We start from the raw sequence: 19,913 nt of genomic DNA, 5'->3' as shown, positions 1-19,913 counted from the left end.
GGCTGCATAAGGAGGCAAAACGTGGACAAAGACATAATGAAAAAACCATCTGTTTTAGCTGATCGGATGAATCAGTTTCTGTTACAACTGGGCACCCGAAAAGAAAAGCGTGATGACATTCTTCGAACCGTTCTTAAAGAAGAAGGTGCTGAAGAAATTGTAATCTGCTTTCAAAAGGCATATAAACTAGTAAGCGATTTGAATGAAAAACCAGCTGTTGAGGAAAGCGGAAAAATTCTTTTGCATCCGGAGGATCGCCAGCTGCACGCTCTCATTTTGTCACTTCCGCTTCAAGCGAGAACGGCACTCATCCTTTCAAGATTCCATCAGGTAGAGATGCAAGACATAGCTGTGGTCATGAATACAACCCCATCAGATGCAGAAATTTGCCTGGAAGATGCAGAAGAAAAATTAATAAATGAGTTACATGAATTAGATGGTCAATGCTTTACCAATAACGAGTTGAGGAGATTACTAACCTTTCTTTTGCACTCTTATAAAACGATTAAATATTCTGATGGAATCGTCAAACCTGCTGACGAAAAGACGGTGAAACCGGAAGCGGGTAAACAGGATTCTGAGGAGTTCCGCTTCAAGGAACAGGAAAAGCCATCGTCCAAATGGCCTTTGGCAGCAGCCGGAGGATTTATGTTATTGGCAATAGGTGCAGCTTTACTTAATAATCCCACGCCCACTGTGCAGGACAATGAAATTGCACAGGCTGAAGAGGAAAAAATCGATAAACACGCACAGGAACAACTAGATGATTTATCCGCTCAGTTGGGTTTATCCTTTGCTGAAACGTCCAATTTAACATACGTACAAAAAGCAATGTACATATATACTGCAAAACAGGATGAGGAAGAATTGGATGAACTGCTTGTTACGCCGCTGCAATTTCTAAATAAGCAGCCGGAAATACAGGGAATAAAAAATGAGCTGGACATGACTTTTCAATCACTAGCTACGGCTGAAGAATATTTGCTGCTGGCTCAGGAAGTACAGGCAGCCTATGAAAATAAATTAGAAGCTTATACGGAAGAACTCGAAAAGTTTGAGGAGGCTGATATCAGTCAGTTTTCCTTTTCACCTGAAGCTTCTTCGCTGCTCAAAAAAATCGAGGGGAATGGCTATAACGCTGTGGCAGATTTGAAACACAAAACATTTTCTGTCGCCATTGGAGGAAATGCATTTGAAGAAGCTGCTCGGGAAAAACTGGTCCCGGCCTATTATGATTATGTAGATGAACTTAAGAATTTTCCTTACATAAAAGATGGGCACTCACAACTTTCTGTGGAAGAAGCTTCTGTTAAACTATTTCAAATGGAAGATAAGCTAAAAAATATGGTGGATGACTTTAGTTGGGAAAACAAATGGCTGGTCGAGTATGAGCAATTGCTGAGTTATGTGATTAAAGGAACGGCAAAGGAACCAGTTTTTACGGAGGATGGAGAACTGAAAGAAGAGGTAAAAGCAGTATGGGAACAGGCTATATCCGGGGATAAACCAGGAACATATGGCACTTCAAGAACCATCCGCTTTTATTACAATGAGCTGGAAAAGCATGATTTTAAACGGTTTGATCAATGGAAGTCTCTTACTGCCAGCATTAAAGATGTTTCAATCATGAGGTCATTAATGCGTACACCTGATTTAACAGGATTGGATCCGGAGCTAAATGAAATATATCATCTGTATAATCAATCGGATGACGACAGAGAAATTAGCCAGCTGAATCCAGTGCAAATTGCTAAACTGTATTTTCATGCCCTTAGATACGATGATTATGAAACCATGTATCATTTAACCGCCAGCAAGAAGGAACGTCCCTCTATGGAGGCATTTGTGGAAAACTCAAAGCAGCAGCGGGAGGAATATCCGGACATTTCAACAATGACGGAAATTGTGGAAGAGGGAAGAGACAAGGGGATTGTCACCCTTCGTGTATCATTTAGCGAGGGTGAAGATATATCCCTGTCTTTAAAAGAAGAAGGGATTGTTTGGAAGGTCCTTAATTTCCCTTTAAAAAAAGATAATTAAGATGCATGTATTAAAATGATTTTTTGATGATTAAGGCTTGAAATGCACTTTGATTTATTAATAGAGTTGTGGTATAATCAATAATTGCGTGAAAACGATAAAAATTATATATAACAGGAGATGTTTCCATGTCTACAAATTTCGAAGCAGGACAAGAGCTTAAAGGTAAAGTAACTGGTATTCAACCATACGGTGCGTTCGTTGCACTTGATGAAAATACACAAGGATTAGTACACATTTCAGAAATTACTCACGGTTTCGTAAGTGATGTAAATGAGATCCTTTCAGTAGGCCAGGAAGTAAATGTTAAAATTCTTTCAGTTGATGAAAAAGCTGGAAAATTCAGCCTTTCAATCCGTGCTACTGAAGAAGCACCGCCAGAAGTGAAAGCTCAGCCGCGTAAAGAGCGCCGTTCAGCTCCTTCAAAATCAGTATCTCACACTGAAGATACTACAGGCTTCAACAGCTTGAAAGACAAGCTTCAAGACTGGATCGACCAGTCAGACATGAAGCGATAATAGTTGCTAAGAAAAACCGGGAGAACAGGGCTTATGTCTGTTTCCCGGTTTTTTATTTGCAGATGACTTATATCGATCGCTAAATTACATATATCCATCATTCTTTCAAGCTTATCGATCATTTAAGATTTTTTATCGATCAGGTTCTTACCTTTATCGTACAATCAGCCAAGAGAAGCCGATTTATCTGACACGTTTTTAGTTTTATCGCTCACCGTAAAGGATTTATCTATCAAGATTTCTCTTTTATCAGTCAAATACTCTCCAGCCATTTGAACGGCAAACAAAAACCCGGCCGCCTTATTTAGGCGAGCCGGATTTTTTTTGGCGGATCAGGTTATTTTTCTTTAGCCGGTACTGCAGATTCTGCCTGCTCATGCCGAGTGCATCTGCTGTTTTTGTTATGTTGAAGTTATGGTATTGCAGCGATTTCTGGATGTAGTAGGATTCAGCTTCCTGCAGGAAAGCATCCAGTGTTTGAATTGCTTTTCCTTCATGCAGCATAAAAGCAGAGCTATCCAATAACGGCGTCGAGCTTGGATCGTCAAACTTTAATCTGAAATAATGCGGAAGATGAGAGTAGGAAAGCAGTGTATCCTGATGGCTCATCGCGAACATGGATGCCTCCATCACATGCTCAAGCTCCCGGACATTTCCAGGCCAGTCGTAGCTGGAGAACAATTCGATCACACCGCTGGTTATTCCTTTGATGCCAGTTTGGAAACGGGTATTAAAATGATTGATAAAAAAGTCTGCGAGTTCACCAATGTCTTCTTTGCGGTCCCTCAGACTGGGCACAAAAATGGTTACTTCACTCATAGTGTAATAAAGGTCCTTATCCAAATTCCCTGATTGTATGGCATCAATTGGATCCTCGCTAAGCGTTAAAATTGGATAATACGCAGGACCGGTCGCAGTCCGACTGTCTGCTTTCCACTTAATTAACTGCTTTGTTAATTTTTTTTGCAGCTCATAATCAAGGCTTTCCAGATGATCAATAAACAGGGTGAATAAACTCTCTTCGTTAAACCCGCTTACATATCTCGTTAATAACTCATCCAGTCTTTCTGCTGAGAGGGACCTGCAGTCAATTGAATAAAACGCATCCGGTCTCAATCCTCTTTCCAGATGAATACTTCGGCCTAAGCGTTCTTTTCCGCTGCCCCCTTCTCCGGTCAGCAGGATCATGCTGTTTGTCAGGCTTGCTTTTTTTCCTTCAAATATCATTTCTATGATCAGCGGTGAGGTGCCTGTCCAATGGTCAAAAGAAGATAATTGAGACGTCCCCGTATTGGTTTGTGTCATCATTTTTTCCATTGTCGATACATCACGCGCAATCTCAATTGCCCCTGTAACTTCTCCATTCTGCCAAAGAGGATAAGTATTGTTTAAGGTAGTGATTTCCTGCCCAAGTGCATTAAAATAGGTTTGCTTTACGTTTAATATGGGTTCCTTGGCAGCGAGCGCATGAAGCAGTGTACTATTTTCATCTGGATGAAACTTAAACACATCAAGCAGCCGTTTATCCAGAATATCGATATCCTCCATCGATTCCATAATCCGCATTGTTTCATTGTATAAAATTGTCCGCCCGTTTACATCGACCACGTGAATGCCTTGTTTAATATGGTCCAGTGCCTGTGAGACAAAATGTATATCAAGGAAATTTCCTTTTGGAGTGCTCATGATGACAACCCCCTTTGCATTTTTAATTATCTGAAAAGAAATAATACTTGAAATTTGCAATCATCTTTTGCATTATTATATATGTAAGGGTTTTCTAAGTGCAAATATTTTTTGCGCTAATTGAATAAAAACAAATTTTTTAATTACATAGGAGGGTTATTATGATTCCATACAAGCATGAGCCGTTTACGGATTTCACGGTTGAAGAAAACAAACAGGCATTTGAAGAAGGTTTTAAAACCGTTGAAGCATACCTTGGTCAGGATTATCCGCTGATTATTGGCGGAGAAAGAGTGGAGACAGAAGATAAAATTGTCTCTTACAATCCTGGAAACAAAGAAGAGGTTGTAGGACGGGTATCTAAAGCGAACCAGGAACTTGCAGAACGTGCTATGAAAGTTGCGGACGAAACGTTTAAGACATGGCGCAAAGTGAAGCCTGAAATACGCGCAGACATTCTGTTTCGTGCATCTGCGATCGTGCGCCGCCGTAAACATGAGTTTTCAGCCCTGCTTGTAAAGGAAGCTGGTAAGCCCTGGAACGAAGCGGATGCAGATACCGCTGAAGCCATTGATTTCATGGAATATTATGCACGTGAAATGCTGGCACTAAAAGATGGCAAAAAAGTGGAAAGCCGTCCGGGTGAGTATAACCGATATAACTACATACCTCTTGGTGTTGGCGTTGTTATTTCACCCTGGAATTTTGCCTTTGCCATTATGGCCGGAACTGCAGTAGCTGCACTTGTTACAGGAAATACGGTCCTGTTAAAACCTGCTTCAACAACACCTGTTGTGGCTGCTAAGTTTGTTGAGGTAATGGAGGAAGCCGGCCTTCCTAAAGGGGTGCTGAACTATGTACCGGGAAGCGGAAAAGAAGTAGGAGATTATCTTGTTGATCACCACCGCACCCGTTTTATTTCTTTCACAGGTTCACGTGATGTAGGTACACGCATCTATGAGCGTGCTGCTAAAGTGCACCAGGGTCAGGTTTGGCTTAAGCGTGTAATCGTTGAAATGGGCGGGAAAGATACCATTGTTGTAGATAAAGAAGCGGACCTTGAATTGGCTGCACAATCCATTGTTAAGTCAGCATTTGGTTTCAGCGGGCAAAAATGTTCTGCTTGTTCGAGAGCTGTTGTGCTTGAAGAAGTCTACGATGAGGTTCTCAACCGTGTCGTTGAACTGACAAAGGAATTGTCTCTTGGCGAAACAAAAACAGCAGACACGTTTATGGGGCCGGTAATTGATCAGGCTGCATTTGATAAAATCATGAGCTATATTGAAATTGGCAAAGAAGAAGGAAGACTGGTTGCAGGCGGAGAGGGTGACAGCTCAAAAGGTTACTTTATCAAGCCGACTGTATTTGCTGATCTTGATCCAGCTTCCCGCCTTATGCAGGAAGAGATTTTTGGGCCTGTTGTCGGTATTACAAAAGCGAAGGATTTTGATCATGCGCTTGAAATCGCCAACAACACTGAGTATGGATTAACAGGAGCTGTGATTACAAACAACCGCATGAACCAGGAAAAAGCGCGTGAGGACTTCCATGTAGGGAACCTGTACTTTAATCGCGGCTGTACGGGAGCAATTGTCGGATACCAGCCTTTCGGGGGATTTGACATGTCCGGTACAGATTCAAAAGCAGGCGGTCCGGATTACCTGACACTTCACCTGCAAGCTAAAACAACTTCTGAATTGCTGTAAATGTAAAAGAAAAAATGGCCGACCTTAAAGAGGGATATTGAATAGTGCAGGGGAACATGCATCTGTTCCGAGGTATTTAGCTGTTAACCTTTCTGTTCACAGCAATCTTTTCTGGTTGGCTTTTTATAAAAAAATTATGGTACACGGAGGGAATTATATGACAACATCAACGTCTATTATTGAACAAACAGAAAAATACGGAGCTAATAACTATCATCCGCTGCCAATCGTTATTTCTCACGCTGAGGGAGTATGGGTAAAGGATCCTGAAGGCAATAAATATATGGATATGCTAAGTGCTTATTCAGCTGTAAACCAGGGACACCGTCACCCAAAAATCATTCAGGCGCTTAAGGATCAGGCTGACCGTGTGACACTTACTTCAAGAGCGTTTCATAATGACCAATTGGCCCCTTGGTATGAGCTGATTTGCGAGCTGTCTGGAAAAGATATGGCTCTGCCTATGAACACTGGTGCTGAAGCCGTTGAAACAGCGATTAAGACTGCAAGAAGATGGGCATATGAGGTAAAGGGCGTTGCTGATAACCAGGCTGAGATTATTGCTTGTAACGGCAACTTTCACGGACGGACAATGACCGCTGTATCCCTATCTTCAGAAGCAGAATATCAGCGCGGTTTTGGACCGATGCTGCCGGGCATCAATCTGATTCCTTACGGGGACCTTGATGCGTTAAAAGAAGCGATCACGCCTAATACTGCTGCATTTTTAGTTGAACCAATCCAGGGTGAAGCGGGAATTGTCTTCCCTCCAAAAGGGTTCCTTAAGGCTGCAAGAGAGCTATGTAAAGAACAAAATGTCCTGTTTATTGCAGATGAAATTCAGGCAGGCTTATGCCGTTCAGGTAAAATGTTTGCTTGTGAATGGGATGATGTTGATCCGGATATGTATATTCTGGGAAAAGCATTGGGCGGCGGAGTATTTCCTATTTCCTGTGTTGTGGCCAATAAAGACGTACTTGGCGTATTTAATCCGGGCTCGCACGGTTCAACATTCGGCGGCAACCCAATGGCATGTGCTGTCTCTATTGCTTCATTACAGGTTTTGCTTGATGAAAAATTAGCAGACCGTTCCCTTGAACTGGGAGAATATTTTATGGATGAATTAAAGAAAATAGATAATCCTAGAATTAAAGAAATTCGAGGCAGCGGATTGTTTATCGGAATGGAATTAACAGAACCTGCACGTAAATATTGTGAAGAATTGAAGCAGGAAGGGCTTTTATGCAAAGAAACACATGACACCGTGATCCGTTTTGCTCCTCCTCTGATTATTTCGAAGGAAGAGCTTGATTGGGCAATCGAACGAATCGTACGTGTACTCTCGTAAAATAGACGGAAAACCTATCGTTTAAATGTGTCTTCTATGTTACAATTATGCCGATTCATACTATTGAAATAAAAGAGGCGAACATCAATTATGGCAGAAAATTTAAATCTTTTTACATCCACACAAGAGATCGTTCACGAAGCGTTAACTAAAATGGGGTACGATGAAACAGTTTATGAACTTATGAAAGAGCCGATGCGCTTACTGACAGTTCGGATGCCTGTTCGCATGGATGATGGATCCACCCGTGTATTTACAGGATATCGCGCTCAGCACAATGATTCTGTTGGACCTACAAAAGGCGGAGTGCGCTTTCACCCTGATGTAGACGAGGAAGAGGTAAAAGCCTTATCCATGTGGATGACATTAAAGTGCGGAATAGTGGATTTACCTTACGGTGGAGGAAAAGGTGGAATTATTTGTGACCCTCGTACGATGTCAATGAGAGAGCTTGAAAACTTAAGCCGTGCCTATGTTCGTGCGATCAGCCAGATTGTAGGACCGACAAAAGATATTCCTGCTCCTGACGTCTATACAAATTCACAAATCATGGCTTGGATGATGGATGAATACAGCCGGATTGATGAATTTAACTCACCAGGATTTATTACTGGTAAACCAATTGTACTTGGGGGATCACAAGGACGTGAAAAAGCAACAGCTCAAGGCGTGACCATCTGTATTGATCAAGCTGCCAAAAAGCGTGGAATTGACATTAAAGGCGCCCGGGTAGTGGTGCAGGGCTTTGGCAACGCAGGAAGCTTCCTGGCAAAGTTCATGCATGATGCAGGAGCGAAAGTAATCGCCATTTCCGATGCGCATGGAGCTATTCATGATCCAAACGGTCTTGATATTGATTATTTATTAGATCGTCGTGACAGTTTTGGAACCGTCACTACTCTTTTTGAAAATACACTAACAAACAGCCAGCTTTTGGAGATTGAATGTGACATTTTAGTTCCTGCTGCTGTATCCAACCAAATAACGGCAGAAAATGTAGACCGCATTAATGCCTCGATTATTGTTGAAGCTGCAAATGGTCCAACAACCATTGAAGCAACAAAACGCTTAAACGACCGTGGTGTTCTGCTTGTACCAGACGTCCTGGCAAGCTCAGGCGGGGTGACCGTCTCATACTTTGAGTGGGTGCAAAATAACCAGGGGTATTATTGGACAGAAGACGAGGTTAACGAAAAATTAGAGAAAAAGCTTATTGATGCCTTTAATCAGGTTTATGATCTGTCACAGAGCAGAAGAGTAAACATGAGGCTCGCTGCTTATATGGTCGGTGTGCGTAAAGCCGCTGAAGCATCCAGATTCAGAGGCTGGGTATAAAAGGTCGTCAAAACGGGCGATCAGCATAAATATGCTGATCGCCCGTTTTTTATTAGCTTATCGGTCTAGGATCGACTTCCGGCTCAACTTTATGTGTGCGCTGAACCTCTTCGGATGGTTTAAACAGTAAGCCAAGGTTGATTAAACCGGCAATCCCTACTAATCCATAAACAAGGCGTGACAATGCCGCGTCTTGACCGCCAAAAATTGCTGCGACTAAATCAAATTGGAAAAAGCCAATAAGTCCCCAATTTAAGGCGCCGATAATTGTAAGAGCTAAAGCTGTACGCTGAATTCCGCTCACAATCTTCTCCTCCTTTATTTATTATAAAATCATTAATAGTATGGTGCTGCCCGGGGAAACTATACGAGCAATATTTGGATGAGAAGCACATCTGTATGAGCATCTCTTTTGCAAACAAAACAGTCATCCACGATAATGGGGTGGAAAGATAAGGAGGCGGAATTAATGAACACTTTTACATTTTATAATCCAACTAAATTGATCTTCGGTAAAGATCAACTTGAAAAATTAAAAGAGGAAATACCCCAATACGGTAAAAATGTGCTTCTTGTATATGGCGGAGGCAGCATCAAGAAAAATGGACTCTACGACAAGGTAATGACTGTCCTTAATGACATTGGCGCAGAAGTTACGGAACTGTCAGGCGTCGAGCCAAACCCTCGCTTAACAACGGCAGAAAAGGGCATTGACCTGTGTAAAACAAACAAGATTGATTTTATTTTGGCAGTAGGCGGAGGAAGTGTTATTGACTGCACGAAGCTGATTGCTGCAGGAGCTAAATACGATGGCGAGGCATGGGATCTTGTTACGAAAAAAGCGGCAGCAACACAGGCTCTTCCATTCGGAACTGTTTTGACACTTGCGGCAACCGGATCTGAAATGAATGCGGGATCTGTTATTACAAACCTTGAAACACAGGAAAAATACGGCTGGGGCAGCCCTGCGACATTCCCTAAATTTTCAATTCTGGATCCTCAAAATACTTTTACAGTACCACAGGACCAAACGATTTACGGGATTGTTGATATGATGTCCCATTTATTCGAGCAATATTACCACAATACGTCCAATACACCTGTTCAGGACCGCTTAATTGAAGGGGTTTTGCGCACTGTTATGGAAACTGCGCCTAAGCTTGTGAATGATCTTGAAAATTACGATCATCGTGAAACCATTCTTTACAGCGGTACGCTTGCACTGAATGGCATGCTGCAAATGGGCTACAGCGGTGACTGGGCTTCTCACAATATTGAGCATGCAGTTTCTGCTGTGTATGATATTCCTCATGCAGGCGGACTTGCGATCCTGTTCCCGAACTGGATGAAGCATAATCTGGAAGTGAATGAAGGACGCTTTAAACAAATGGCCGTTCGGGTATTTGATGTGGATCCTGAAGGTAAATCAGACAAAGAGATTGGACTGGAAGGAATCGAGCGACTTCGCAAATTCTGGACAAGCATTGGTGCTCCGTCCCAGTTAGCTTATTATGATATTACAGATGAGAAAATTGATGTAATGGCAGATAAAGCAATGGCAAACGGGGAGTTTGGCAATTTTAATTCTCTTCAAAAAGAAGATGTAGTCCAAATATTGACGGCATCACTGTAAAGTAAATGAGGCCTGACGAATCAGTTTATAAAAAGGCCTGGTTCATTTCCGATGCAGTGAACCTAAGCGTTCCCATGTAATTAAAAAGGAATATGATTAAGGATGTCGTCAGAAAAGTTCTGACGGCATTCTTTATGCTTCTAAAGAGTTTTTCTCCAGCATCAATGTATAAATTTTTAATGGAAACGATTTCAAAATGGAACCATTCTTGATTCTATCCTGTACTTCCGATAAAGTGAAGAAAGCAAATACTTTTAACGGGGGAAAGCGACATGACACATATTCGTTTTGATTATTCAAATGCACTTGATTTCTTTGGGGAACACGAACTCAACTATCTCCAGGACACAGTAAAGCAGGCGCACCACTCTCTACATGAGGGAACTGGCGCAGGAAGCGACTATTTAGGCTGGATTGACCTTCCTGTTAACTATGACAGAGAAGAATTTTCACGTATTCAGCAAGCATCAAAAAAAATCCAGGGAGATTCGGATGTCCTTTTAGTTGTTGGAATCGGTGGTTCTTATTTGGGTGCACGAGCTGCTATTGAAATGTTAAATCACAGCTTTTACAATGCAATATCAAAAGAACAGCGAAAAACACCGCAGGTTATCTTTATCGGCAATAATATTAGTTCCACATATATGCGCGATGTAATGGATCTGCTTGAAGACAAAGATTTTTCGATCAATGTGATATCAAAATCAGGCACAACAACCGAACCTGCTATTGCTTTCCGTCTGTTCCGTAAGCTTCTTGAAGAAAAATACGGTGCAGAAGAAGCGAAAGGCCGCATTTATGCCACTACAGATAAATCAAAAGGTGCTCTTAAGACTCTTGCCACAGAAGAAGGCTTTGAAACGTTTGTTGTACCGGATGATGTTGGCGGCCGCTATTCTGTTCTTACAGCTGTAGGACTTCTTCCGATTGCAGTAAGCGGTGTGGACATTGAAGCAATGATGAAGGGGGCAGCTGACGCGCGTGACGCATACAGCTCTTCTGAATTAGAGCAAAACGAAGCTTATCAGTACGCTGCAATTCGAAATGTTCTTTACAACAAAGGCAAAACGATTGAAATGCTGATTAACTATGAGCCAGGTCTTCAGTACTTCAATGAATGGTGGAAGCAGCTGTTCGGCGAAAGTGAAGGAAAAGATTTAAAAGGAATTTTCCCATCATCAGCTAATTTCTCGACTGATTTGCATTCATTAGGTCAATACGTTCAAGAAGGCCGCCGTGATCTTTTTGAAACGGTCGTAAAAGTTGGAAAAGCACGACATGAGCTAACCATTGAAGAAGCATCAAGCGACCTTGACGGATTAAACTACCTTGCTGGTGAAACCGTTGATTTTGTAAACAATAAAGCCTTCCAGGGTACACTTCTTGCACATAATGATGGCGGAGTGCCAAATTTAGTTGTGGAAATCCCTGAATTAGATGCTTATACATTTGGCTATCTTGTGTATTTCTTTGAAAAAGCATGTGCGATGAGCGGTTATCTTCTAGGCGTAAACCCGTTTGACCAGCCAGGCGTTGAAGCCTATAAAGTCAACATGTTTGCCCTTCTTGGAAAACCGGGATTTGAAGAAAAGAAAGCAGAATTAGAAAAGCGACTAAAATAATAAGCGTTGTTAAATGTAAAAAGTTGATTGTAGCTGCTGGAAAGCGAGTACATGCAACGAAAATCAGTCAATACCCTCATTTTAAAAAGCTAATTAAAAAAGAGTGAACAGAAACGATTGCTTTCTGTTCACTCTTTTTTATATACATTTTCCGAATAGCCACACGGTTATGGGCAAAACTAGAGAAAAAAGGAGCGTGAAGATATTGATCCAGATTGATTCATCATTAAATGGCTACAAAACAACTTTATATAAGCTTGAAACGGCACTAAAGCCTATAGGGTTCTCCATCGGCGGAGGCTGGGAATACGATCATGGCTATTTTGACTACCGCATCTCTAAAGAAGGAAGCTACTACTATGTGCGGCTGCCTTTTCAGTCAATTAATGGAGAATTGGGCGTCCCGGGTGTTGAAGTGGAAGTAGGGTCTCCGTTTCTCCTCGGTCATCAATACGAGGATGGCATTGATAAAGACGGAGAAATCGGCAACATTTCTGCAGCCTTTAACCAGTTTCAATCTCCTGTCGATAAAGATATGGAAGAAATCCCTGATGAGTATCAGGAGCAGGGAAAGGCCATTATCAAACGGGCTGAATACGCGGTTCAAGTACATTGATCCAGCGCATCCGTTAATGCTTTGCCAACTGTCGCATGAGATTCAATAATCGTTGTCGCTCCCGCTTTTTTTGCTGAATCAACCTGTTCATGAGTCAGAAGCTCTACCATGCATGGAATGGTGGGGTGCAGACGTCTGATCGTAAGCAGAGTAAGGATGGTTTGAGCGTCTGCCGCTTCTTCATCGACATGCTGATTTGCTGTAATAATAACAGCTGAAGCAGTCGGGACAGAAGCTTTTTTTAATGTGTCAAAATAATAAGGTTTTCCTTTTATAAACTGGCAAGGAGCTGTTTCGAAAAGGGGATGAGCTTCCAATGAATCATCTATCAGCACGATTGACTGATGTTTATTCTGTTCCAGAAGCCATAGTGTTCTGGCATTCCACCCAATTAAAATTAGATGATGCTTCCCATGAAAAGCATGCTTGCCATCAAGGATGGATTGATGCCGGATAAAAGCATTCGATGCAATGGTAAAAAAATAACTCGAGATCAGTCCGGCTCCAAGTAAAACAATTAAAACGGTCAGCCAGCGACCGGCTGCACTCACAGGAGCGTAATCGCCATAGCCAATGGTTGAAATTGTAATCAGCACCCACCAGGCACCCTCAGCAAAAGAAGGAAAAGTGGATGGTTCAATCAAATGAATGCAAAATCCAAATAAAGCTACAAATAGAGCAATAACCACTATTAAAAATAACCATCGCGGCAAACGCCAAACCCAGGTCCAACTCATTTTCTTATCACCTCATCTACAGTGTTGCCATTTTTAGAAAAAAATTTCACTTTACCCCTTGTCATCAGCAATTTTACCAGTATAATAAAATATGTACTTAACGAGGGGCTATAGTTCAGCGGGAGAATGCTTCGCTGGCAGCGAAGAGGTCAGGGGTTCGAATCCCCTTAGCTCCATATTAAAAAATCCTTTAACCATTATGGTTAAAGGATTTTTTGTTTCGTTACATAACTCCATCAATCACGTAAATTGAGTCTGTTAGCAATATGAGGTGAACGAAGCGGAAGGCGGCGACTCCTGCAGGATTTGACGGCAAGCTGAGACCCCGCAGGGCGAAGCCTGAGGAGGGCTCAGCGCCGTCCCTGCGGAAAGCGTCCGCCTGAAGCGCAGTGAATCGGTTACAAGATGTTGAGACACTTTTGTCCTAGATTCTTTTTGTCAGTGAAATATTTATTCCAGCCACTGCATTACGTGCTCGATTGTTCCATCGTACGATTCACCTGCAATAGAGGGGATATCGGTATCCTTCATTGGAACAACGATGTACTCTTCATTTTGACCTCGTATCACTTGAGTCGGCTCAATAAACGGCTTTGTTAATTCAATGGTCACAGCATCTGCCGTTTTGGTTTTCGTAACTTCAACGGAAGCCACTCCACCCACATCAGTGAATTCAAAATTCTGTCCGGAATAAAAATTCCCAAGCGAATAAAAGACGAGTGACTCCTGGCCATCAGGCTGCTTGAGCTGCTCAATTGGCTGTAAAACATGCGGATGATGGCCAAAAATGATGTCTACCTCTTCGTCCGCAAGTCTTTGAGCCCATGACATCTGAGTCTCATTTGGCACGCGTTCATATTCATTTCCCCAATGCACATGCACTACTAAAACATCCACTATTTCCCGAAGCGCCTCAATATCAGAAATCACCCGGTCTTCTTCAAGCATTGCCACACTATCTTCAAAACCAACGGGAATAGGGATGCCATTGGTACTGGATGTGTAAGATAATACCCCAATGTTAATCCCTTCAATTTCTATTATACGGTGGTCGTTTCGATCACTCTCATCCCGATAAGCTCCTGAATAAGGAATCTCTAACTCATCGTATAGATCGAGCGCACTCATCAGAGGGGGAATGCCGCGGTCAATCGTGTGATTATTCGCAGCGATGATCATGTCTACCCCGATTTCCTTTAGTCCTGGAATAATTTCTTTCGGGCTGTTAAAAGAAGGGTAGGTGGATAAGCCATACTCTACTCCTCCAGGGACTGATTCCTGATTGGCCATTAGAAAATCGGGCTTGGAGACAAGCGGTTTAACTGGTTTAAGGGAGGGACTAAAATCATACACTCCCGGTTTTGTCTCCTGAAGTTCATAAACCCGTCCATGAAGCAGCACGTCGCCAAGTGCACCGATCGTAATGGTGGTTTCCTGGGTAACCCAGGAAGCCTCATTAACTTTTGTGACAGTATGCAGCCGTCGTTTTTCATGTTCTCTATTAGACACTGTTTCAGATTCCGTACAGCCAGTTAAAGCTAAAAGAGGGAGACAAGAGGTGAATAGTACAATAATAAATCTCATATTTATCTCTCTTTTCCTATTGATTAGGTCTATTATATCATATCTAATATGGGATATTATTACATTTTTTAAATGCCCGAGGCCGTACACATTCCAAATGTATATGGCCTCGGGCATATTAATAAATTGGGATTCTTTGCAGGGTTTAAATTTAAAAGATTAATTAATGCTTTCGTAAAAATTAATGAGCACACTCTGTTTTAATGCAGCTCCCGTGTTTCAATGACGTTTAAATTTTTTACGTACACGTGCGGGAGATTTTTTTCGTAGACCTTACAGGGAGTGGATTCAATCAGGATTTGATTTACATGAAAACTGAAGGCGTCGTGTCTTTCTTCGTTAATAATATTTACAAAGTCGCACCACCAGCTTGCTTTTCTGCCTAAATTGTCGTGCTCCAGACTGATCGCATAAATAAAGTCAAAATCGGTTTCAGTATAAAAATGGATGGCCGCAGCTTTGCCGCGTTCAAATCGCCGTATTCCATCTTCACTGCTATTTGAGAAGCTAATTTTTTCTATTTCTCCATTTAATCCATGCATGGTCAGCGTAACATTGGCCGTACTTCCTGCGTTTACATGAACAGCCGTTTGAAAAACGGCTAAATATTGCGGCATGATGATTTTTCCTCCTTAATTTTCGTCTCAGAATCCATATATTAAGGAGTATTGTTCCCTTAGGAAAGGGTATATATATAAGGCAATAATTTCCTGTTGGCTGTTTCTCCAATGTAAAACCTTCTCAACGTTATTGACAGATCAGAAGGTTTTACAGAAGGAATTAAATTTCCCCTTTTAGTGCATCATTGAACTTCTTCAGCAGCTTGCCGAAGTTTTCATGCTCTTCCTCATCCCAATCGTGCAGCAGTTTCGAAATCTTTTCAAATCTTGCTTGTTTGTACTTGCGTAATTCGGTTGCTCCTACATCCGTAATTTCATAAAAGTAGGATCTCTTGTCCAGAGGGGAGGGTACCTTGGCTACATATCCTTTTTGCTCAAGTGATGCTGCCTGGCGGCTGACAGTGGAAATATCCAGCTGTAATTCCTCAGCCAGTGTTTTAACACCTGCACTTCCTTTTAAGGACAGCTGGTGCAGCAAAAGATAAGCAGACCGTACCAGGTTTTCAGGATTGCGATTTGATGTTATAGAATTTACGCGTCTAATCAGCACAGCCATTTCCAATTCAATCGTTTTTAAAGATTTCTCGTTCATTGCTTTACCACCTATCTAATCCATCTATTGAATCATAATACCTAATTGCAACTGATTGTCAATTCAATCGTCAACTCACGGATTGATTATTTGACAGTTTATTTAGTTGTATAATACAATCATATAGTTGTATTATACAATTATTTTAAATCGAATCACATATCACCTATGGAAGATGCAAACAGAGAACGAATTTGCGGGATAGGAAACATCCATTTTATATATATAAGAAAGAAGGAAAAAGGATATGGTTACAATTCAGGAGACAGGACAATCAACAACCGCATTTAATAAAGTGCCACTTTTGATTGTTTTAATTTCAGGTGCTTTTGCAGCCATTCTTAATCAAACCCTGCTTGCGACAGCGTTGCCTCATATTATGGCAGATCTGAGTTTGGATGCGAATACAGCACAATGGCTTCAATCGATTTTTATGCTGGTTAATGGAATTATGATTCCCATCACGGCGTTCCTAATCGAACGGTTTACAACACGGGGACTCTTTCTTACAGCCATGGGGTTATTTGGGGCCGGAACGTTAATTTGTGCGATCGCCCCAAGTTTTTCAGTATTAATGGGAGGAAGAGTTCTTCAGGCTTCAGGAGCAGGGATTATAATGCCGCTAATGCAAACGATTCTGTTTTTAATTTTCCCGGTTGAAAAACGCGGGGCAGCAATGGGAATGTTTGGGTTAGTTATTGCTTTTGCACCGGCGATTGGCCCTACTTTATCAGGATGGCTTGTTGACCAATTTCCGTGGAGAAGCTTGTTTTATGTGATATTACCAATTATCTTCATCGATATTACAGTAGCCTATTTTATTTTAAAAAACGTTACAGTACAGAAATTTCCGAAACTGGACGTACTCTCAATTGCTTTATCGACATTAGGATTTGGCGGTTTGCTCTACGGATTCAGTGCTGCAGGGAACAGTGGCTGGTCAAGCGGCCAAGTATTGGTCTCAATGATCGTAGGTGCAATCAGTTTAACCTGGTTTATATTCCGTCAAACAAAATTAGAGCAGCCGATATTGCAGTTCGGCGTTTTTAAAAACAAAGTATTTACCATAACAACCATTCTTGGAATGGTCGTCTTTATAGCCATGATTGGCGGAGCAGTCATTTTACCGCTCCTTATGCAGAATATGCTTGGTTTTACAGCGTTTGAATCTGGATTGATGCTGCTGCCCGGAGCTTTATTAATGGGCATAATGAGCCCGATTACAGGTAGGCTGTTCGATAAATTCGGTGCCAGATGGCTTTCCATTATTGGCATGTCCATATTAGTTATTACCACTTTTATGTTTACTAATTTAACAGCACAAACAACGTTCACCTATCTTGCGGTTGTGAATTCATTTCGGATGTTTGGGGTAGCCATGGTCATGATGCCTGTTACTACTGCGGGATTAAATCAGCTTCCTCCTCACCTTATTCCCCATGGCACTGCGATGAATAATACAATGCGCCAGGTTGCTGGCGCTGTTGGCACCGCCTTGCTTGTTACCGTTATGACAAGTAATGCATTGCCTGAAAAAGGAACCAGCGGACTAGTTCATGGTGTGAATATTTCTTTTATGGTAGCCGGGATTTCAGCGATTATAGGTCTCGTGCTGGCATTCTTTATTAAAAGTAAACAAACTGAAAGAAAGGATATAGCTGAAGGGAATAAATCTTCAGCAGTATAAGATTGAAAAAAGCCAAGTGCTTTCCCCGGTTATTTCTCTGGGAGGCACTTGGATTTTTTTGTAAATAACTGATGAACTTTTTCTTTTTTGTAAAGGGTGTAGAGAGATATAATCATCTTTAGAGGATTTCATCATCATTGCCTTTTATCTGCTTTCGATTTCAACGCCCGCAACGCCTGGAAGGTTGGACACATAAGTATAGATATCGGTTTCCAGTCTGCGCTGATGGACGGAAGTATTTAATTCGATCATATGCAAATCATTTTTCATGTCCTTTAACCGCATTTTATCTACTTTAATTCCATCATGCTCAAGTTTTTTTACGACCGGTCCGACATAATTAGCATGGTGAACGGTAATCTTAATGTACATTTCTTTTTCTTTAAGCCTCATGGGGCCGATCCACATGAGAAGGAGTGGCAGGACTTCCACACTTATTATTAATAAAATTACACCTAAAATAGCTTCTACAAAAAAACCTGCCCCAACTGCGATTCCTACACCTGCTGCGCCCCATATAATGGCTGCGGTAGTTAGACCGGAGATCGTGTCGTTCCCGCGGTGCAAAATAACACCTGCCCCTAAAAAACCGATGCCTGACACAATTTGGGCCGCTAAACGAAGAGGATCCATTGTAATATTGACTTCATCATCATTGGGAAAAGAGTAGGCGGATTCGATTGAAACAATCGTTAATAAACAACTGAAAATCGAAATAACCAAACTTGTTTTTAACCCGACCGGCTTTCTTTTAAGTTCACGTTCTATTCCGATTACCAATCCTAAAAGCGCTGTTAGTCCAAGCTTAATAAATACGATTTCATCGATAGGGAACACCGGTGCTCCTCCTTTCCAAAGAATAAAATCAAGCCGGCACTTCGGCTGGGAACCGCAAGATACTATAATAATTATACTGTTTTTAAGGAGAATTCACTATGCAGCCTGTTAATCGAAATGCCTATCTTGCCATCGTTTTAGGCGTTTTGACAGTATCGCTATCCGCTATTTTTGTTAAGCTTTCCCATGCCGAAACAGGAGTTATTGCTTTTTACAGAATGTTTTTCAGTTCACTTATCATGGCCCCTGTTTTTTTCTTCTATAGAAGGGAAACTTTTAGCCTTTCACGACGAGACTGGCTTTATACAATTATTGCTGGTATATTCCTGGCTTTTCATTTTATCTTATGGTTTGAATCTCTCCAGTATACTTCCGTTGCAAGCTCAACGGTTCTTGTTACCTTGCAGCCGCTTTTTGCTTTTGTGGGAGCGTATTTCTTTTTTGGCGAAAGATTTACTGCAAAAGCGATAACGGGAGCCGTGATAGCCATTGCTGGCAGTGTTCTGATCAGCTGGGGGGATTTTAAGGTCAGTGGTGTGGCTTTTTGGGGGGACGTACTGGCATTAGTTGCCTGTGCATTTGTTACAGCATATTTGTTATTTGGACAAAATGTCAGGAAACGCCTTTCAATTGTGACGTACACTTTTATCCTTTACACTATCTCTGCTTTGATTCTCTTTTTTTATGTGATAATTAAAGGTGAATCATTTGGTCCGTATCCTTCAGAAGAGTGGATATACTTTATCTTGTTGGCGATACTTCCTACTTTGCTTGGTCATTCATTGTTTAACTGGTCTCTTAAATGGATATCAACAACATTTATCTCCATGGCTATTTTGTTTGAACCGGTCGGTGCTACGATATTGGCGTATTTTATCCTGGATGAAAAGGTCCGTGTAACTCAGGCGGTGGGGGGCAGCATTGTATTATTGGGGCTGGCGCTATTCATTTTAGAGGGAAAAAAAGTTTGGGGATCAGCCTTTATTTCACAGCTTATGAAGAGAAAAAGATAAGTATATAAATATTTTAAAAAAGTTATTGCATTATATTTTTTTGCATGGTATATTATTATTCGTCCTTAAGACAGCTGAGCGAAACATTAGCTGAAAAACATCGAAAAAAGATGTTGACATAATATTCTGAAGGATGTATGATAATAAAGTCGCCCGAGCAGCACAGGCGCAAACGAAACACCTTGAACCTTGAAAACTAAACAACCAAAAAAGTCAACGTTAATACAAGTTTTAAATGAAACAAATGAGCTTTATCAAACACTTTACGGAGAGTTTGATCCTGGCTCAGGACGAACGCTGGCGGCGTGCCTAATACATGCAAGTCGAGCGAATTTCTTT

At 41.5% G+C, this 19,913-nt stretch carries 17 protein-coding genes, 1 tRNA gene and 1 rRNA gene; 12 read left to right on the top strand and 7 right to left on the bottom strand.

Annotated features, from left to right (window positions below):
- The first annotated feature begins 21 nt into the window (after nt 1-21).
- Both E2R51_RS18855 and yugI read left to right on the top strand, forming a co-directional pair.
- Nucleotides 22-2,040, top strand: a complete 2,019-nt coding sequence (locus E2R51_RS18855) for an RNA polymerase sigma factor sigma-70 region 4 domain-containing protein (protein ID WP_133378629.1) — start codon at nt 22-24, stop codon at nt 2,038-2,040.
- A gap of 128 nt (nt 2,041-2,168) precedes the next feature.
- Nucleotides 2,169-2,558, top strand: coding sequence for a S1 domain-containing post-transcriptional regulator GSP13 (gene yugI / locus E2R51_RS18850; protein ID WP_133378628.1), 390 nt, complete (start codon nt 2,169-2,171; stop codon nt 2,556-2,558).
- Between the two features lie 300 nt (nt 2,559-2,858).
- Here the strand turns inward: yugI and E2R51_RS18845 are convergent, their stop codons facing one another.
- Complete coding sequence (locus E2R51_RS18845) at nt 2,859-4,244, bottom strand: AAA-type ATPase lid domain-containing protein (RefSeq protein WP_133378627.1); 1,386 nt, start codon at nt 4,242-4,244, stop codon at nt 2,859-2,861.
- A gap of 158 nt (nt 4,245-4,402) precedes the next feature.
- Here E2R51_RS18845 and pruA point away from each other — a divergent pair, with 158 nt between their 5' ends.
- The 3 genes from pruA to E2R51_RS18830 all read left to right on the top strand — a co-directional run bounded on the left by pruA (nt 4,403) and on the right by E2R51_RS18830 (nt 8,633).
- Entirely contained in the window at nt 4,403-5,950 is a 1,548-nt protein-coding gene (pruA, locus tag E2R51_RS18840; RefSeq protein WP_133378626.1) for an L-glutamate gamma-semialdehyde dehydrogenase, read from the top strand.
- A 157-nt stretch (nt 5,951-6,107) separates the two neighbouring features.
- Entirely contained in the window at nt 6,108-7,298 is a 1,191-nt protein-coding gene (locus tag E2R51_RS18835) for an ornithine--oxo-acid transaminase (RefSeq protein ID WP_133378625.1), read from the top strand.
- 90 nt (nt 7,299-7,388) lie between these two features.
- Nucleotides 7,389-8,633, top strand: coding sequence for a Glu/Leu/Phe/Val family dehydrogenase (locus E2R51_RS18830; protein ID WP_133378624.1), 1,245 nt, complete (start codon nt 7,389-7,391; stop codon nt 8,631-8,633).
- A gap of 52 nt (nt 8,634-8,685) precedes the next feature.
- Here E2R51_RS18830 and E2R51_RS18825 read toward each other — a convergent pair whose 3' ends face one another.
- The gene (locus tag E2R51_RS18825) at nt 8,686-8,937 is read right to left on the bottom strand and encodes a DUF378 domain-containing protein (protein WP_133378623.1); all 252 of its coding nucleotides are present in this window, start codon (nt 8,935-8,937) and stop codon (nt 8,686-8,688) included.
- 165 nt (nt 8,938-9,102) lie between these two features.
- Here E2R51_RS18825 and E2R51_RS18820 point away from each other — a divergent pair, with 165 nt between their 5' ends.
- From E2R51_RS18820 to E2R51_RS18810, 3 genes are all read left to right on the top strand, one after another.
- Complete coding sequence (locus E2R51_RS18820) at nt 9,103-10,266, top strand: iron-containing alcohol dehydrogenase (protein WP_133378622.1); 1,164 nt, start codon at nt 9,103-9,105, stop codon at nt 10,264-10,266.
- Between the two features lie 272 nt (nt 10,267-10,538).
- On the top strand, nt 10,539-11,888 hold the full coding sequence (locus tag E2R51_RS18815; RefSeq protein ID WP_133378621.1) for a glucose-6-phosphate isomerase: 1,350 nt from the start codon (nt 10,539-10,541) through the stop codon (nt 11,886-11,888).
- Nucleotides 11,889-12,093: 205 nt separating this feature from the next.
- Nucleotides 12,094-12,504, top strand: a complete 411-nt coding sequence (locus E2R51_RS18810) for a YugN family protein (protein ID WP_205703350.1) — start codon at nt 12,094-12,096, stop codon at nt 12,502-12,504.
- On the opposite strand, the gene E2R51_RS18805 is transcribed toward E2R51_RS18810, so the two are convergent.
- On the bottom strand, nt 12,492-13,241 hold the full coding sequence (locus E2R51_RS18805; protein ID WP_133378619.1) for an ion channel: 750 nt from the start codon (nt 13,239-13,241) through the stop codon (nt 12,492-12,494). The genes E2R51_RS18810 and E2R51_RS18805 overlap by 13 nt on opposite strands.
- A gap of 104 nt (nt 13,242-13,345) precedes the next feature.
- On the opposite strand from E2R51_RS18805, the gene E2R51_RS18800 reads away from it, so the two are divergent.
- Nucleotides 13,346-13,417, top strand: a tRNA-Ala gene (locus tag E2R51_RS18800).
- Between the two features lie 274 nt (nt 13,418-13,691).
- On the opposite strand, the gene E2R51_RS18795 is transcribed toward E2R51_RS18800, so the two are convergent.
- From E2R51_RS18795 to E2R51_RS18785, 3 genes are all read right to left on the bottom strand, one after another.
- Nucleotides 13,692-14,825: a CapA family protein gene (locus tag E2R51_RS18795; protein ID WP_165967278.1), complete on the bottom strand. Its 1,134-nt coding sequence runs from the start codon at nt 14,823-14,825 to the stop codon at nt 13,692-13,694.
- A gap of 200 nt (nt 14,826-15,025) precedes the next feature.
- Entirely contained in the window at nt 15,026-15,442 is a 417-nt protein-coding gene (locus E2R51_RS18790; protein WP_133378617.1) for a PLAT/LH2 domain-containing protein, read from the bottom strand.
- Nucleotides 15,443-15,605: 163 nt separating this feature from the next.
- On the bottom strand, nt 15,606-16,037 hold the full coding sequence (locus E2R51_RS18785) for a MarR family winged helix-turn-helix transcriptional regulator (protein WP_133378616.1): 432 nt from the start codon (nt 16,035-16,037) through the stop codon (nt 15,606-15,608).
- Nucleotides 16,038-16,284: 247 nt separating this feature from the next.
- Here E2R51_RS18785 and E2R51_RS18780 point away from each other — a divergent pair, with 247 nt between their 5' ends.
- The gene (locus E2R51_RS18780) at nt 16,285-17,724 is read left to right on the top strand and encodes a DHA2 family efflux MFS transporter permease subunit (protein ID WP_133378615.1); all 1,440 of its coding nucleotides are present in this window, start codon (nt 16,285-16,287) and stop codon (nt 17,722-17,724) included.
- 144 nt (nt 17,725-17,868) lie between these two features.
- On the opposite strand, the gene E2R51_RS18775 is transcribed toward E2R51_RS18780, so the two are convergent.
- A complete protein-coding gene (locus tag E2R51_RS18775; RefSeq protein ID WP_133378661.1) occupies nt 17,869-18,552 on the bottom strand; it encodes an MgtC/SapB family protein in 684 nt (227 codons plus the stop codon).
- Between the two features lie 107 nt (nt 18,553-18,659).
- Here E2R51_RS18775 and E2R51_RS18770 point away from each other — a divergent pair, with 107 nt between their 5' ends.
- The gene (locus E2R51_RS18770) at nt 18,660-19,574 is read left to right on the top strand and encodes a DMT family transporter (RefSeq protein WP_133378614.1); all 915 of its coding nucleotides are present in this window, start codon (nt 18,660-18,662) and stop codon (nt 19,572-19,574) included.
- A gap of 262 nt (nt 19,575-19,836) precedes the next feature.
- Nucleotides 19,837-19,913, top strand: a 16S ribosomal RNA gene (locus tag E2R51_RS18765); the annotation flags it as partial.

The organism is Jeotgalibacillus sp. S-D1 (genome assembly GCF_004358665.1).
GTDB lineage: Bacteria > Bacillota > Bacilli > Bacillales > Jeotgalibacillaceae > Jeotgalibacillus.
Note: the sequence above shows the minus strand (reverse complement) of the source record. Positions and strands in the feature narration are given on the sequence as shown.